The organism is Microbulbifer regidiadema (SeqCode) (genome assembly GCF_052467605.1).
Window position 1 is genome coordinate 2,431,115 of the sequence record NZ_CP174316.1, and the last position, 15,025, is coordinate 2,446,139.

The 15,025-nt window shown below is 57.3% G+C and carries 17 protein-coding genes; 4 read left to right on the forward strand and 13 right to left on the reverse strand.

What is annotated here, in order from left to right:
• Positions 1–50: 50 nt before the first annotated feature.
• From ACJJIF_RS11270 to ACJJIF_RS11330, 13 genes are all read right to left on the reverse strand, one after another.
• Entirely contained in the window at positions 51–902 is an 852-nt protein-coding gene (locus ACJJIF_RS11270) for a YbgF trimerization domain-containing protein (protein ID WP_444928443.1), read from the reverse strand.
• Between the two features lie 18 nt (positions 903–920).
• A complete protein-coding gene (locus ACJJIF_RS11275) occupies positions 921–1,406 on the reverse strand; it encodes an OmpA family protein (protein WP_444928444.1) in 486 nt (161 codons plus the stop codon).
• A gap of 98 nt (positions 1,407–1,504) precedes the next feature.
• The gene (tolB, locus tag ACJJIF_RS11280; protein ID WP_444928445.1) at positions 1,505–2,800 is read right to left on the reverse strand and encodes a Tol-Pal system beta propeller repeat protein TolB; all 1,296 of its coding nucleotides are present in this window, start codon (positions 2,798–2,800) and stop codon (positions 1,505–1,507) included.
• On the reverse strand, positions 2,797–3,591 hold the full coding sequence (gene tolA / locus ACJJIF_RS11285; protein ID WP_444928446.1) for a cell envelope integrity protein TolA: 795 nt from the start codon (positions 3,589–3,591) through the stop codon (positions 2,797–2,799). Before tolA ends, tolB begins: the two co-directional genes overlap by 4 nt.
• A 7-nt stretch (positions 3,592–3,598) precedes the next feature.
• A complete protein-coding gene (tolR, locus tag ACJJIF_RS11290; protein ID WP_444928447.1) occupies positions 3,599–4,030 on the reverse strand; it encodes a protein TolR in 432 nt (143 codons plus the stop codon).
• Between the two features lie 20 nt (positions 4,031–4,050).
• Complete coding sequence (tolQ, locus tag ACJJIF_RS11295; protein WP_444928448.1) at positions 4,051–4,740, reverse strand: protein TolQ; 690 nt, start codon at positions 4,738–4,740, stop codon at positions 4,051–4,053.
• A gap of 4 nt (positions 4,741–4,744) precedes the next feature.
• Complete coding sequence (gene ybgC, locus ACJJIF_RS11300) at positions 4,745–5,149, reverse strand: tol-pal system-associated acyl-CoA thioesterase (RefSeq protein ID WP_444928449.1); 405 nt, start codon at positions 5,147–5,149, stop codon at positions 4,745–4,747.
• 11 nt (positions 5,150–5,160) lie between these two features.
• The gene (gene ruvB / locus ACJJIF_RS11305; RefSeq protein WP_444928450.1) at positions 5,161–6,183 is read right to left on the reverse strand and encodes a Holliday junction branch migration DNA helicase RuvB; all 1,023 of its coding nucleotides are present in this window, start codon (positions 6,181–6,183) and stop codon (positions 5,161–5,163) included.
• 24 nt (positions 6,184–6,207) lie between these two features.
• Complete coding sequence (gene ruvA / locus ACJJIF_RS11310; RefSeq protein ID WP_444928451.1) at positions 6,208–6,819, reverse strand: Holliday junction branch migration protein RuvA; 612 nt, start codon at positions 6,817–6,819, stop codon at positions 6,208–6,210.
• Between the two features lie 50 nt (positions 6,820–6,869).
• On the reverse strand, positions 6,870–7,403 hold the full coding sequence (gene ruvC, locus ACJJIF_RS11315) for a crossover junction endodeoxyribonuclease RuvC (RefSeq protein WP_444928452.1): 534 nt from the start codon (positions 7,401–7,403) through the stop codon (positions 6,870–6,872).
• A gap of 150 nt (positions 7,404–7,553) precedes the next feature.
• Entirely contained in the window at positions 7,554–8,297 is a 744-nt protein-coding gene (locus ACJJIF_RS11320) for a YebC/PmpR family DNA-binding transcriptional regulator (protein ID WP_444928453.1), read from the reverse strand.
• 105 nt (positions 8,298–8,402) lie between these two features.
• Positions 8,403–10,181, reverse strand: coding sequence for an aspartate--tRNA ligase (aspS, locus tag ACJJIF_RS11325; RefSeq protein ID WP_444928454.1), 1,779 nt, complete (start codon positions 10,179–10,181; stop codon positions 8,403–8,405).
• Positions 10,182–10,258: 77 nt separating this feature from the next.
• Positions 10,259–10,531 (reverse strand): FmdB family zinc ribbon protein, encoded by a 273-nt coding sequence (locus tag ACJJIF_RS11330; RefSeq protein WP_444928455.1) that lies wholly within the window; start codon positions 10,529–10,531, stop codon positions 10,259–10,261.
• Positions 10,532–10,819: 288 nt separating this feature from the next.
• Here ACJJIF_RS11330 and ACJJIF_RS11335 point away from each other — a divergent pair, with 288 nt between their 5' ends.
• The 4 genes from ACJJIF_RS11335 (at position 10,820) to ACJJIF_RS11350 (ending at position 14,928) form a co-directional block, all read left to right on the forward strand.
• Positions 10,820–11,218, forward strand: a complete 399-nt coding sequence (locus ACJJIF_RS11335; protein WP_444928456.1) for an HU family DNA-binding protein — start codon at positions 10,820–10,822, stop codon at positions 11,216–11,218.
• A 222-nt stretch (positions 11,219–11,440) separates the two neighbouring features.
• Positions 11,441–13,168: a proline--tRNA ligase gene (locus ACJJIF_RS11340; protein ID WP_444928457.1), complete on the forward strand. Its 1,728-nt coding sequence runs from the start codon at positions 11,441–11,443 to the stop codon at positions 13,166–13,168.
• Between the two features lie 122 nt (positions 13,169–13,290).
• On the forward strand, positions 13,291–13,857 hold the full coding sequence (locus ACJJIF_RS11345; protein WP_444928458.1) for a lytic transglycosylase domain-containing protein: 567 nt from the start codon (positions 13,291–13,293) through the stop codon (positions 13,855–13,857).
• Positions 13,858–13,860: 3 nt separating this feature from the next.
• Positions 13,861–14,928 carry a helix-turn-helix transcriptional regulator gene (locus ACJJIF_RS11350; protein WP_444928459.1) on the forward strand — a complete coding sequence of 356 codons (1,068 nt, stop codon included), beginning with the start codon at positions 13,861–13,863 and terminating at the stop codon, positions 14,926–14,928.
• Positions 14,929–15,025 lie beyond the last annotated feature (97 nt).

The window sequence follows — 15,025 nt, forward strand, 5'->3', positions numbered from 1 at the left end:
GGCTTTTTCTGCTCAAAAAACCAGCGATGGCACTCGGTAGTTAAGGCCGGTTAGAAGTTCTCCTGGAGATACTTCTTCGCCAGATTGGAGGCCCTGGCATCACTGGCCGCCACCTGCTCCAACAGGTTGCGGGCTTTCTGCTGGTCGCCCAGCTGGTGGTAAACAGTGCCCAGTTTATAGCGGCCATCCCAGACTTTGCCGGAATTGGGGTAGCCGTCGAGGAGCGCTACGAACCACTCGCGGGCCTCCTCCAGATTGCCTTGAACCAGTGCTATCTCACCCAACCAGTAGTTCGCATTCGGGGCGTACTGGCCATTGGGGAAGTCCTGCAACAGGCTCTTGAACTCGGCACTGGCACCACTGTAATCACCATTGCGCGCCAGTCCAAAGCTGGCCTGGTAGCGGTCGCGCTCGCTCTTACCGTCCTTCGGCCCCTGGGGCTTGGGCGGCATCGCAGCCCCACCCATCGCCGGTGCGGGCGAGGTATCTGTGGACGGGACCGCACTCTCGGCGGCAGACGGCGGCTGAGCCGCAGGCTCTGTGCCACTCAGACGCGCAATGCGCCGGTCCAGATCCATATAATCTTCGGTGCGCTGCTGTTTGAGACGCTTGATCTCATGGCGCAACTCTTCAACTGTGCCACGCAACTCCCGCACTTCCTGCTGTAAAACCTGCATTTGGTAGTAGGCTTCGGCCTGGGGATTGCCCTGGGCCCGGGGGGGTGACATACCGGCGCGGGCGAGCTGTGTCGAGGCACTGCTTTCCGCTTCATCGGTATAGGGGGTGGCCGACTGGTCCTGGCTACTGGAAGACAGGTCAACAATCGGGGCCTGGGAAAAAACAGGCGATGCCGCAGCCGTAAGGGCTGCAGCGATCGCGAGTTTTCTAATCGTTAAAGCCATTGGCATCCGTTTTGACGATTAGTTAATAACAACACGACGGTTCATCGCACGGGCAGATTCGTTAGAACCCATTTGAGCCGGACGCTCTTCACCGTAGCTGATAACTTCCAGGTTGGCTGCGTCTACACCTTGCAGTACCAGGAAATCGCGAACGGCATTGGCACGACGCTCACCCAGAGCCAGGTTGTACTCGCGAGTACCCAGTTCGTCAGCGTGGCCTTCCAGGCGAACGGCGCCGGCGCTGTCGCGCATGCGGTCGGCGTGACGGATCAGCAGCTCACGGGTTGCGGGCTTCAGCAGAGACTGGTCGAAATCGAAGTAAACTACGTTTTCCAGAGGTGCTTGAGGCTCAGGAGTGGTATCAACATTGGTGGTTTCAACCGCTGTTTGATCCGTCTGATCTACAGTCTCCTGACTGCCTTCGCTGGTGTTAGTGTTACTACAACCAGCCATTACTGCTAGTACACAGGCTAACCCAAGGCCTGTTTTTACTGATTTCAACATAAGCTACTCCGCTTTATATATAGTGTTATCGAAAATTCTAAAAGAGTTTTAGTTACTCTTATTTACACCCTTCGCATAAATGCGTCGGGCGCCCCACCTTATTCAAAGTATGGCGACCAGGCCGGTTCACGGACATGCCCTCTTTGAGAGGGAAGGCTGTACTTCACCCCAGCATCCAGCGACACCGCTGCCAGAATACCTTTATCCCCGCGTTTGGTAGCGTACATCAACATGGCCCCGTTCGGTGCAATACTGGGGGACTCGTCCAGAGTGGTCTCCGTAAGGACACGCATTCTGCCCGAGTTGATATCCATCGTAGCGATGGTAAATACACCCCTACTGCGATGCACCATAACCAATGTTTTTCCATCAGGAGAAACACGGGGCCGCGCATTGTAATCGCCATCGAAGGTTAAGCGGTCGACTTGACCAGTGGCAAGAGTCAATTGGTAAATTTGTGGTTTTCCTCCTCTATCGGAGGTGAAAATCAGCGATTTACCATCTGGCATCCAGTTCGGCTCGGTATCGATAGAGAAGTGCCTTGTCATTCTTGTCAACTTATTACTAACAAGATCCAGCACGTAGATCTCCGGGTTGCCGTCCTTGGAGAGCACCATCGCCAGTTTGGTTCCATCTGGGGACCAGGTCGGCGAGCTGTTGATGCCCTTGAAGTTAGTCAGCTGCTTGCGCTCACCGGTGCGCAGGTTCTCGCGGAAAATAGCCGGGCGCCCGGTCTCAAAGGAGACATAGGCGAGTTCCTGGCCATTGGGCGACCACATGGGGGACATCACCGGCGCGCTGAAGCGGCGAACCGGCTTGGCACGGGCGCCATCGATATCCGCGCGCATCAGCAGGTAGCTGGGTTTGCCACCGCGAGTCTCTTCCCGCACATAGACCATCTCGGTAGAGAAGGCGCCGCGAATACCGGTAATGGCTTCAAAGATTTCATCGGCGGCGCGGTGAGCGATATCCCGCAGTTGGCTCTGGCCGCCGCGCACCTGCTTGGTGAACATTTTGTGCTGGCCAAATACATTGACCAGGTCAAAGGTAAGCAGGTAGCCGCCGGCCTGTGGCTCAATACGGCCGGTCACTATGTATTCGGTGCCGAGAATACGCCAATCGCGAAAAACTACATCTTCCGGGGCCTTGGGGAAGGACAGCATGTCCTCCTTGGGCACCGGGGAGAAGAGCCCGCTGCGGCGCAGGTCCGAGGAAATAATCCCGGAGATATCCTCTGCAAGTACCCCGCCACCAGACCAACTGAATGGGGATACGGCGATCGGTGTGGGGTCATCGATACCGCTGGTGATATCCACCACCAACTGGGCCCGAGCCCCCAGACTCACCGAGGCGATTGCAAAAATAATGACTGTCTTGAGTAAACTCTTGATCATTGGCGTAGATCTTCGACTTTAAAGTTCAAAATAGTTGTGCGGACTTCCCGCTCGAATACCACCGGTTCTTCCCGGGCCAGGTCGGCCACTTCGGGAAAGACCTCCACCTTTTTAATGGCGGTCAGTACCGAGCGATCCAGGGCGGCGTTGCCACTGCCCTCGACAATATTCGCTGCCACCACCCGGCCGGTGGGGACAAAGTTTATCTTTACCTTGGTAAGCATACCGTTGCGGGCGCTGGGCGGGCGACTCCATACCGCTTCAATCTGCTGCTGGATCGCCTGGCCGACAGACATCACCGCCTGCTCGGCCTCATTCGCATCCAGCAGGTCCTCTTCATCCTGAAGTGCCTCATCAAAGGAGCTCTGGCGTTCTTGTGCCAATTTCTCCTTTAGCTCTTTTTCTTTGCGCGCCTTCTCTTGCTGCTCTTTCTCGCGACGGGCCTTTTCCGCCTGCGCCTTGCGATCAGCTTCGACTTTCGCCTTGCGTTTCTGTTCCGCCTCGCGCTTTTTCTTCTGCTCCAAAGCCGCGCGGCGTTTACGTTCGACCTCGGCTTTGCGCTTTTGCTCCGCCTCGCGCTCAGCGCGCTGTTTTATTTTATCGACCTTTTTTGGCAGTTTCTTCTGCGGCGTTGCCGCTTCGATGGTCACCAGCTTGGCCTGCACAAACTTTGGCATCGGTTTGCGCTCGGGCATGCTGCTGGCTTCCCAGCCGTAGGTCATGGCGATAATCAACGCCCCGTGCAGAGCGAGGCTGATGATAATCGCCAATGCATAAAAGCCTTTATTCACCGGCACCCTACCCCTGAGGTGGCTCTGTCACCAGACCGACGCTGGGCGCTCCCGCCTGCTGCAATTCGGTCATGGCATTGACGATCAGGCCGTAGCGGGCCTCGGTGTCACCCCATACCAAAACCGGCGTGCCCGGCTTTTGGCGCAATACCTTAGCGACCGTTTGTTTAATCTCTTCGAGTGGCTTGGCACTCTTTTCGTCAGCCCCCAAGTTTAGATAATAGGTGCCATCGGAGCGCACAGAAATAATCAGCGGTTCCTCATCGGTTTCCTCCATCGGCGCCGAGGGCGCATTGGGGAGGTCCACTTTGACGCCCTGCATCAACAATGGTGCCGTGACCATAAAGACAATCAGCAGTACCAGCATCACATCAATGTAGGGCACCACATTGATCTCGGAGACCAGCTTTTTCTTGGTTCCCTTGCGAAACACACTCATAGGGTTCGCCTATTCACTACTCAGCCGGAATGCACTTTGCGGTGCAGGATAGAGGAAAACTCCTCGGCGAAAGTTTCGTAGCTGGACAACAGCGACTCCGCTTTGGCGGAATAGCGGTTAAAAGCCATCACTGCGGGAATTGCCGCAAACAAGCCCATAGCCGTAGCCACCAGCGCCTCACTGATACCGGGCGCGACCGTGGCAATAGTGGCCTGGTGCATAGTGGCGAGGCCACGGAAGGAGTTCATAATCCCCCACACGGTGCCAAACAGGCCGATATAGGGACTGACAGAACCCACCGATGCCAAAAATGGCAAGTTCATCTCCACCTTTTCCTGTTCCCGCGACATGGCCACACGCATGGCCCGCTCGGTCCCCGCCATCACCGCTTCGGGGCTGCTGCTGCCCTGCTGGCGCAGGCGGGTAAACTCGGCAAAGCCGGCGCGAAACAGGGACTCAACGCCATCGGCCCTGCCCTTTTCCGCCTGTTCATTGCCCTCGCGGAACAGCTTGTTCAGGTCGGCACCGGACCAAAAGCGAGTTTCGAAATTTTTCAGGGCGCGCTTGGCCTGGGACAGGTAGAGTCCGCGCTGGATAATCATGACCCAGGACACCACAGAGGCCAGCAACAACAGCAACATAACTAGCTGTACCAACAGGCTGGCGTTCTGGATTAGCCCCCAAAGAGAAAGTTGTTCACCGGCGTTCATCTTCTTAAATAACTGCCTTTAATGCTGAATAAATAGGTTCCGGCAGGGCACAGGGCCTGCGGCTGTCGTCAGCGACACAGGCAACTTTGACCACACCTTCGCAAATTAGCTCATCGCCGCGCCAGATTTTTTGTTCAAAAGTCACCGCAGCGCGACCCAGTTTGCCAATCGAGGCGGTAGCGCGCAATGCATCGTCGAGAAGTGCAGAGCGCCGGTACTGGATCTCGGCGGAGTGCACCACCAGCAACAGCCCCTGCTCCGGCATCGCCGGCTTATCATACCCGAGAGAACGCAGCAGTTCTGTGCGCGCGCGCTCCATATACTTCAAATAATTGACGTAATAGACGATGCCACCCGCATCGGTATCTTCAATATAAACGCGCAGTGGGATACTGAAAGCGTCCTTCATCCCAACCTCTCTCACAATTTGTTATCGGGTTTCGGCAGGCCGAAGTGCTCATAGGCGAGGCCAGTGACCACCCGCCCCCGTGGTGTGCGGGTGATATAACCCTGCTGGATCAGATAGGGTTCCAGTACATCTTCCAGGGTATCCCGCTCTTCACTGACCGCTGCGGCGAGACTATCTATGCCCACCGGTCCACCATCGAATTTTTCGATCATCGCCAATAGCATACGGCGATCCAGCTGGTCGAAGCCATGGGAGTCCACATTGAGCATATTCAGAGCGGCGTCGGCGATACCGGAATCCACAGATCCATCGCCTTTGACTTCGGCGTAGTCGCGCACGCGGCGCAGCAGGCGGTTGGCAATACGCGGGGTGCCGCGAGCGCGGCGGGCGACTTCGAGCGCACCGCCCTCATCCATCTCCACGCCCATCAGACCGGCGGAGCGGCGCACGATGCTGGTGAGATCCTCGACACTATAAAATTCAAGCCGCTGCACAATACCGAAGCGATCCCGCAGTGGCGAGGTGAGCAGGCCCGCCCTGGTGGTGGCCCCCACCAGGGTGAACGGCGGCAGGTCCAGCTTGATCGAACGCGCCGCTGGCCCCTCGCCAATCATAATATCCAGCTGATAGTCTTCCATCGCCGGATACAGTACCTCTTCCACATGGGGGCTGAGACGGTGGATCTCATCGATAAACAGTACATCCCCCGACTCCAGATTGGTCATCAGCGCCGCCAGGTCGCCGGCCTTTTCCAGTACCGGGCCCGAGGTGGTCTTAATGGCCACCCCCATCTCGGCGGCGATAATATTTGCCAGGGTGGTTTTGCCCAGCCCCGGCGGGCCGAATACCAGGGTGTGATCCAGGGCCTCTTTGCGCAGCTTGGCGGCCTGGATAAAGATCTCCATCTGCTCGCGCACCACCGGCTGACCCACATAGTCATCCAGACTTTTCGGGCGCACGGCGCGGTCGTACTGCTCTTCCTGGCCCGAGGGCCCCACGGGCTCCGGTGCCACCAGGCGGTCGGCTTCGATCATTGCAACAACTCCAGGACACTCAGATTAAGCGGGGGCCATTCCCTTAAGGGCCAGGCGAATCAGGGTCGCACTATCCGCATCCGGCTGCGCCTTACTGGCGCGGGCCACCATTTTACTGGCCTCGGTAGGCTTGTAGCCCAGAGCCGCCAGGGCGCTCTCCGCCTCGCCGGCGTGATCCACCTTGGGCTCGGCTGCGGCGGCCATCAGGGGGAGATCATTGGCGTCGCCAAAGTCGGGGGTCAGTTTATCCCGCAGCTCCACGATCAGGCGCTCGGCGGTCTTCTTGCCCACGCCGGGGACCTTGACCAGTGCCGCCACATTGTCCTCCGCGACACAGCGGGCCAGAGCCGCCCCGTCCAGCCCGGACAAAATTGCCAGGGCCATCTTGGGACCCACACCGCTGACCTTGATCAAGGTGCGGAACAATTTGCGATCCCCATCGCGAATAAAACCATACAGCTGCTGGGCGGTTTCGGAGACCGCCAGATGAGTGTGCAACTGTACCGGCTGTCCCAGGGCGGGCAGCTCGAAAATTGTGGTCATGGGTGCGAGTACTTCATAGCCCACCCCCTGCACATCCACCAACAACAGGGGAGGCTGCACGGCGGCCAGGGTGCCGCTCAATCTTCCAATCATGTGTTATTCCAGGTTTATATTGTCTGCGGCCTTTATCCGGGCCCATTCTATCAGCCGCTCACACTGAGACGGCCGCGGCGAAAGCGACTGCGCGCACCGCCAGCGGTAAATACCAGGGTCTGCTCGGTATGCATATGGCACAGGGCCACGGCGAGTGCATCGGCGGCATCCTCCTGGGGCGACGCCGGCAGAGACAACAGGGTTTTCACCATATGCTGCACCTGCAATTTATCCGCACCGCCGTTGCCCACCACCGCCTGTTTGACCTTGCGAGCCTCATACTCGGCTACTTCCAGGCCGCTATTGGTCCCGGCCACAATCGCCGCCCCACGGGCCTGGCCCAGCTTCAGCGCAGAGCCGGCGCTCTTGGACATAAAGACATTCTCGATCGCCATCTGCGCGGGCCGATACTGCTGGGCGATCTGGCTCACGGCATCAAAAATCAGCTTAAGGCGCTCCGGTAGCGGGCCCTCGGGAATGCGAATCACTCCGCTGGCCACATAGCGGGCCTTACCCCGCTCCACATCAATAATTCCATAGCCCGTTTTTCGCGAGCCGGGGTCAATACCCAGGATTCGGGTCAAAAGGCAGCTCCCCAAATATCTGTATGTTTATATAGTAGTGGGAGTGTCCCAAGGTGGACGGGAGGCGTCAAGAGAGGGGGCGAGTAACCGGGACTTGAAAAGCTAAAAAGCCGAGGCGGAACACAGTCCGCCCCGCTTAGAGGGTGGGCCTCAGCCCAGCGCCTCCATCACCTCTGCGGAAATATCCGCATTGGTGTAAACGTTTTGTACATCGTCCAGGTCTTCGAGCATCTCGATCAGGGCGAGCACCTTCTCTGCACCGTCTTTATCCAGCGGAATGGTGGTGGAGGGAATCATCGCAACTTCGGCGCTGTCGGGGGTAAAGCCGGCCGCAACCAGAGCGTCTTTAACCGTCAGGTAGTCCTGGAATTCCGTGGTGACTTCAACGCTGCCGTCATCGCTGGATTCGATATCCTCAGCACCGGCTTCGAGAGCCGCGTCCATCAGTGCATCTTCATCCACGCCGGCCTCGTAATACATCTGGCCTTTGCGGGTAAACAGGTAGCTCACAGAGCCGTCGGTACCCAGGTTGCCACCGCGCTTGGTGAAGGCGTGGCGCACTTCGGCCACCGTGCGGTTGCGGTTGTCGGTCAGACACTCGACCAGAACTGCCACACCGCCAACGCCATAGCCCTCGTAAACCACGGCTTCGTAGTTTTCACCATCGGCATTGCCCGCGCCACGGGCGATGGCCTTGTCGATAGTGTCGCGCTTCATATTGGCACCGAGCGCCTTATCGATAGTGGCGCGCAGCGCCGGGTTATCGTCCGGGTTGGGGCCCGATTTGGCGGCTACCGTCAGTTCGCGAATGATCTTGGTAAAGACCTTGCCCCGCTTGGCATCCTGAGCTGCTTTGCGGTGCTTAATATTGGCCCATTTACTGTGTCCGGCCATCTTCCGTCTCTCTTCAGTCAGTGCGTAGGATGGGCCAAAGAGCGAAGCGGATCGCCCACCACTACGATTGGATGGGCCCGCTTCGCTCGGCCCATCGGGGAAAAATCAGCTAATTTTCTCTTCTTTTTGTCGCAGGCGGATGCTCAGCTCACGCAGCTGTTTTGCATCTACGGCACCCGGAGCATCTGTCATCACACAGGCTGCGCTCTGGGTTTTCGGGAACGCGATGACATCGCGAATAGAATCGCTACCGGTCATCAGCATCACCAGGCGATCCAGGCCAAAGGCCAGACCACCGTGGGGCGGCGCGCCGTATTTGAGCGCGTCCAGCAGGAAGCCGAACTTCTCGCGCTGCTCTTCGGCATCGATTCCGAGGATGCGGAATACCGCTTCCTGCATTAGCTGGTCGTGGATACGCACAGAGCCCCCGCCCAACTCGGTGCCGTTGAGCACCATATCGTAGGCGCGGGACAGGGCCTCGAGCGGGTTCTTTTCCAGCTCTTCCGGGGTGCAGGAAGGCGCGGTAAAGGGGTGGTGCAATGCGGTCAGGCTGCCGTCGTCATTCTCTTCGAACATCGGGAAGGCAACAACCCACAGGGGCGCCCACTCGCTGGTGTACAGATCCAGGTCCTCACCCAGCTTGCAGCGCAGTGCGCCCAGGGCTTCGGAGACAATCTTGGCCTTGTCGGAGCCGAAGAAAATCACATCGCCATCTTCTGCTTGCAGGCGATCGAGGATAGCTGCGCGAGTTTCCAGCGGCAGGAATTTAACGATTGGCGACTGCAGACCATTTTCCAGGTCAGAACGATCGTTAACCTTGATGTAGGCCAGGCCCTTGGCGCCATAAATACCGACAAACTTGCCGTAATCGTCCAGCTGCTTGCGGGTCAGTTTCTTACAACCGCCAGGCACCTTGATTGCGGCAACGCGCCCTTTCGGATCATTGGCGGGACCGGAGAACACTTTGAAGTCCACCTCGGTCATCAGATCCTTGATCTCCACCATCTCCAGTGGAATACGCAGGTCCGGCTTATCGGAACCGTAGCGCAGCATCGCCTGGTAGTGGGTCATGCGCGGGAATTCACCCAGATCAACACCCTTCAACTCTTTAAACAGCTTGCGCACCATGTTCTCAGTAATCGACATGATTTCCTCTTCATCGAGGAACGAGGTCTCAATATCGATCTGAGTAAATTCAGGCTGACGATCCGCGCGCAAATCCTCATCGCGGAAACACTTGGCGATTTGGTAGTAGCGGTCGAAGCCGGAAACCATCAGCAACTGCTTAAACAGCTGCGGGGACTGCGGCAGGGCGAAGAACTTGCCCTCGTGGGTGCGGCTCGGCACCAGGTAATCCCGCGCGCCCTCTGGCGTAGCGCGGGTCAGGATCGGAGTCTCGATATCGAGGAAACCGTGCTCATCCAGGTAATTGCGGATCGCCGTCGTCAGCTTGGAGCGGAAATACAGGTTGTTCTGCATCTCGTTGCGGCGCAGATCCAGGTAGCGGTATTTCAAGCGGATATCTTCACCCACCTCGGTGTGCTCATCCAGCTGGAAGGGCACTGTCTCGGCGGTATTCAGGATTTCCAGCTCGGTACCGTAAACCTCAACTTCACCGGTCACCATATTGGGGTTTAAGGCCTCAGGGGCGCGGGCGCGCACACGACCGGTCACTTTGAGGACATATTCGCTGCGCACGCGATCGGCCATTTCGAAGTGCTCGGCCGCATCGGGGTCGAATACCACCTGTACAATTCCCTCGCGGTCGCGCAGGTCGATAAAAATCACTCCGCCGTGATCGCGGCGGCGATCGACCCAGCCACAGAGGGTTACTACGCGGTCAATGTCCGCTGAACGAAGGACGCCACAGTAATCGCTGCGCATGGATGAAAATTCCCGTTATCGATAGGTGAAAAGATTAGTTAGAGGGTACACCGCGCGGACCGCTCCGCACAGCTCGCCTAGGCCGTCTTTGCCGCCGCTGCGCCAGACTTGTCGCTTTTGGCCTTGCCACTATTGGCAGAGTCTCCGCCAGCGAGGTTTTTCTTGCTACCAGTTTTAAAATCGGTCTCATACCAGCCGGCGCCCTTCAGGCGAAACCCAGCCGCTGAGATTTTCTTGCGCAGCTCGGCCTGCTCGCAAGCTGGGCAGTCTTTGAGCGGGTCATCACTCATACGCTGCAAAGCTTCCATTTCGTGGCCGCAGGCATTGCACTGGTATTCATAGATCGGCATTACACAGTACCTGGTGCTTTAAAAAAAGGGGGAGAGAGTATACATGAGGCCTACAGAGGTAAGAAGCTGCACGAGTCTTTTCCCTGGGTAAAACGTCCCATAAAGGCGACGTAAGGCTAAAAAAGGTAAAAAAAGCACTGTTTTTCTAGTATTTCTTCGTGCGGCCGAACAAAAACTATATATACTTCCCCCATCACCCGCTGAGACACCCGTAACGGATGCAGCGCAGCGGGAGAAAAAACACACTTTTACCGGATACATACCGAACAACAAAGAAGGAAGTAATCCATGGCTGTCTCTAAGAAAGCTGCTACCAAAAAAGCCCCGGCCAAGAAAGCTGCGGCCAAAGCTGCACCGGTCAAGAAAGTAAAGGCAATCAAGGAAAAGTACACTAAAACCCAAGTACTGAATCAGATTGCTGAAAACACCGAACTGTCCCGCAAGCAGGTTCAATCTGTTCTGGACGAGCTGAACGATATCATCGAAGGCCACATCAAGAAGCGTGCCGTGGGTGAATTCACCCTGCCGGGCCTGATGAAAATTACCACCGTGAAAAAGCCAGCTAAGAAAGCTCGCAAAGGCATCAACCCGTTCACCGGTGAAGAGACTACCTTCAAGGCAAAACCTGCCAGCATCCAGGTTAAAGTTCGCCCGCTGAAGAAGCTGAAGGAAATGGCAGAGAACTAATACACTCTGTAAGCCTCAGCTTAAAAACCCCGCTTATGCGGGGTTTTTTATTCACCCCAGGTGAACAGATTCCAGGCCGGTGCCCAGGCGCCTGTTAAACCGATACCCCGGTAGAGCAAAAGGCAATCCGCTTCGCGGCAATAGCGTCCGCAGACAATATTTATTGCCCGGCGAATAGCGTAAAATAGCCAGCTTACCCGTAATAGAATCCATATAATTCCTATGCGCGCATCTCGTTATCTCATCGCAACCCAAAAAGAAACTCCCAACGACGCAGTGGTAATCAGCCACCAGCTGATGCTGCGCGCCGGTATGATCCGCCGCCTGTCTTCAGGTCTCTACACCTGGCTGCCCACCGGGCTGCGGGTACTGCGCAAGGTCGAGCGCATTGTGCGCGAAGAGATGGACCGCGCGGGCTCCCTCGAAGTACTGATGCCAGTCGTGCAACCGGCAGAGCTGTGGGAAGAGTCCGGCCGCTGGCAACAGTACGGCCCCGAACTCCTGCGCATCAAGGATCGCCACAACAACGATTTCTGCCTGGGCCCGACCCACGAGGAAGTTATCACCGACCTGATCCGCAACGAGATCAATAGCTACAAGCAACTGCCGGCCAACTTCTACCAGGTACAGACTAAATTCCGCGATGAGATCCGCCCGCGCTTCGGCGTGATGCGCGCGCGCGAATTCACCATGAAGGATGCCTATTCCTTCCACGTAAACGGGGATTCCTTGCAGGAAACCTACGATATTATGCACGGCGCCTACTGCCGAATTTTTGAACGCATCGGCCTGGACTACCGCCCGGTACTGGCAGACACCGGCTCAATCGGCGGCTCCAGCTCCCACGAATTCCACGTGCTGGCGCAAAGCGGTGAAGACGATATCGCCTTCGCCACAGGGTCCCGCTACGCCGCCAACGTCGAATTGGCAGAGGCCGTCGCCCCCGCTGGCGAGCGCCCCGCCCCGAGCGAGGAAATGCAGGAAGTTCATACGCCGCAGCAAAAAACCATCGCCGATGTCAGTGAATTCCTAAACCGCGACCCCGCTCACTCAGTGAAAACCCTAATTGTTTTGGGCGAGTGCGAGGAGGGGGAAACCGCCCCATTAATTGCCCTGGTACTGCGCGGCGACCACGAGCTGAACGAGCTGAAAGCCGAAAAACTGGCCGGAGTCGCCAGCCCGCTCCAGTTTGCCCCGGAAGAGCGCATCGCCGCAGAACTCGGCTGCAATATTGGCTCCCTGGGCCCCGTTGGCATGAAAATCGAAATCATTGTGGATCGCTCTGCGGCGCACCTGGCCGATTTTATTTGTGGTGCCAACCGCGATGACTACCACTTTACCGGTGCGAACTGGGGCCGCGATGTGGAATTGGGTCGCGTCGAGGACCTGCGCAATGTAGTCGCGGGCGACATCAGCCCCGATGGCCAGGGCACCCTGGAAATCAAGCGCGGCATCGAAGTCGGCCACATTTTCCAGCTGGGCGACAAATACAGCCGCGCTATGAATGCCACCGTTCTGGATGAAAACGGTAAAGAGCAGGTTATGTCCATGGGCTGCTATGGCATCGGCGTTTCCCGTATTGTCGCTGCGGCCATCGAACAAAACCACGATGACTCCGGCATTATCTGGCCCGCAGCGATTGCGCCCTTCCAGCTGGCCATTGTGCCGATCAATATGCACAAGAGCGATGCGGTAAAAGAGAAGTGCGAGCACCTGTATGAGTCCCTGCGCAGCAAAGGTATCGATGTGCTGTTGATGGACGAAACCAAAGCGCGACTCGGCGCTATGCTCGCCGATGTAGAACTGATTGGTATTCCCCACCGCATTGTGATCGGCGATCGCGGCCTGGAAAAAGGTGTGGTGGAATATAAAGGGCGCGGCGATGCGGAAAGCCAGGAATTTGCCGTCTCCCAGCTCGAAGAAGTGTTACTGGAAAAATTTAACCAGTAATTAGCCAGCGTCCCGGCCCGCACCTGAGCGGGCCGGGCACCTTCCACAGCAAAAGTGCTTTTTACCGGCGGCGTCACAAAAACACCCTGCCCATTTTGCCGGGCTTTTCGTAGAATCACCCCATGATAAAAAAAGCCACCGCCCTTTTGCTGCTCTGCCTGACCTGCTGCACTGCCCAGGCGCAAAGCAGTGGCAACGAGATAGACCCGGAATTACGCCTCGCCCTACAGGATGCGATCACCCAAGCCGACAGCTTTGTGGACCGCTTCGATGCGGAGGTGTGGCTGATGTCCAAATCCCAGCCTCTATCCCGCTATATCAAAGACCCCAAGCGGCGCATGCATGTACTGAAAGCCGTACACCGGGAGGCAACCCGCGCGGGACTGCGCCCGGAAATCGTCCTGGCGGTGATCCAAATTGAGAGCGCTTTTGACCCCTATGCGATCTCCCGTGTCGGCGCCCTGGGTATGATGCAGGTAATGCCGTTCTGGAAAAATGAAATCGGCCGGCCCGACGACAACCTGATCGATATGGACACCAACTTGAGATACGGCTGTACCATCCTCAAGCACTACATCAAAAAAGCCAAAGGCAACCTGGCCAACGCCCTCGCCTATTACAATGGTAGCTACGGCCGCCATACCTATAGCAGCAAGGTCCTGGATGCCTGGGCCGAGCGCTGGAGATAAGCAATGACCGCCGGCTACTTATTTTTCTCCGGCGGCGCCTGTGCCCTTCTATTACTGGCGGCAACCAAAGTGGCGATACACCACTACCAGCTTGTTGCCGGGCGCTACTTACTGGCGCTACTTATCGGGATCATCTGCTATCTACTGTGGCCCACCCTGCCCCAATTGAGTGGATTTACCGCTCTTTTACTCAACCTGCCGATAACCCTGATCCCCGCAACCTTTTGGTTGTTTACCCACCTGCTGTGCCGCGAAGAAGAGCCTTTCCCCCTGTGGGGCTGGATTCCGATTGGTATTACACTGGTTATCGGCATAGTGGCCCACCACGCACCACTGCCACTGACGCCAGAGCAGCAATCCCCCCTATTTACCCTGTCGCAGCTGCTCAAGCTCGGCCTGATCAGTCTCGGCCTGCTGACCTTACAGAGGCAGTTCCACCTGGATCTGGTTGCGGAGCGCCGCCATCTGCGCACAATCCTACTTATCGCCGTCGGCGCCTATATGCTGGTGGTCATTGGCGCAGAGTCCATTTTTGCCTACCGCCCGCTGCCCAGTGGCGTACCGACATTGCACGCACTACTTGCCAGTCTGTTATCACTGATTGCCTGCCTGTGGCTGCTGGCCCTATCCCCCAGCGCTCTGGGGGACTCCCTGCCGCGCCCGAAAGCGAGCGAGCCTGAAGAGCAGGAGCAGCCCTCGCCCCCAGTGCCGGAACTGGATGAACAACAGCAAGCGCAGCTGCAAAAGTTACAGGAACATATGCATAACGGTGGCTATCGCCACACCGGCCTCACTATTCGGGAGCTCGCAGAACAGCTGGATATTCGCGAACATGTATTGCGCGTGCTCATTAATCGCCACCTGGGTTATCGCAATTTCAACGAATACCTGAATCAGTTTCGTATCGATGAAGCCAGTCGGCGCCTGGCGGCCCCGGAGCAGGCCCACTTGCCGGTGCTCACCATTGCCCTGGATATCGGCTACCGCTCGTTAAGCCCGTTCAACGCGGCGTTTAAACGCCGCCACAACCAGACCCCCACCGAGTACCGCCGAGAAAATCTGCCCTCCTGAAGAAATCCGTCAGCATTTTTTCACTTTCCGCAAGCCCCCAAAGTGAAAGGCTCCCAGACTGGAGACGCGGTGAAAGCGACCCTGCCGCTAAGTGCCC

Bases quoted from the DNA above. Each gene is read 5' to 3' on its own strand.
- ACJJIF_RS11330 (WP_444928455.1), bottom strand. From the start codon at position 10,531: ATGCCGATCTATGAATACCAGTGCAATGCCTGCGGCCACGAAATGGAA.
- ACJJIF_RS11270 (WP_444928443.1), bottom strand. From the start codon at position 902: ATGGCTTTAACGATTAGAAAACTCGCGATCGCTGCAGCCCTTACGGCT.
- ACJJIF_RS11275 (WP_444928444.1), bottom strand. From the start codon at position 1,406: ATGTTGAAATCAGTAAAAACAGGCCTTGGGTTAGCCTGTGTACTAGCA.
- ACJJIF_RS11350 (WP_444928459.1), top strand. From the start codon at position 13,861: ATGACCGCCGGCTACTTATTTTTCTCCGGCGGCGCCTGTGCCCTTCTA.
- ACJJIF_RS11340 (WP_444928457.1), top strand. From the start codon at position 11,441: ATGCGCGCATCTCGTTATCTCATCGCAACCCAAAAAGAAACTCCCAAC.
- ACJJIF_RS11320 (WP_444928453.1), bottom strand. From the start codon at position 8,297: ATGGCCGGACACAGTAAATGGGCCAATATTAAGCACCGCAAAGCAGCT.
- aspS (WP_444928454.1), bottom strand. From the start codon at position 10,181: ATGCGCAGCGATTACTGTGGCGTCCTTCGTTCAGCGGACATTGACCGC.
- ACJJIF_RS11335 (WP_444928456.1), top strand. From the start codon at position 10,820: ATGGCTGTCTCTAAGAAAGCTGCTACCAAAAAAGCCCCGGCCAAGAAA.
- tolR (WP_444928447.1), bottom strand. From the start codon at position 4,030: ATGAGTGTGTTTCGCAAGGGAACCAAGAAAAAGCTGGTCTCCGAGATC.
- tolQ (WP_444928448.1), bottom strand. From the start codon at position 4,740: ATGAACGCCGGTGAACAACTTTCTCTTTGGGGGCTAATCCAGAACGCC.
- tolB (WP_444928445.1), bottom strand. From the start codon at position 2,800: ATGATCAAGAGTTTACTCAAGACAGTCATTATTTTTGCAATCGCCTCG.
- ybgC (WP_444928449.1), bottom strand. From the start codon at position 5,149: ATGAAGGACGCTTTCAGTATCCCACTGCGCGTTTATATTGAAGATACC.
- ACJJIF_RS11345 (WP_444928458.1), top strand. From the start codon at position 13,291: ATGATAAAAAAAGCCACCGCCCTTTTGCTGCTCTGCCTGACCTGCTGC.
- ruvA (WP_444928451.1), bottom strand. From the start codon at position 6,819: ATGATTGGAAGATTGAGCGGCACCCTGGCCGCCGTGCAGCCTCCCCTG.
- ruvB (WP_444928450.1), bottom strand. From the start codon at position 6,183: ATGATCGAAGCCGACCGCCTGGTGGCACCGGAGCCCGTGGGGCCCTCG.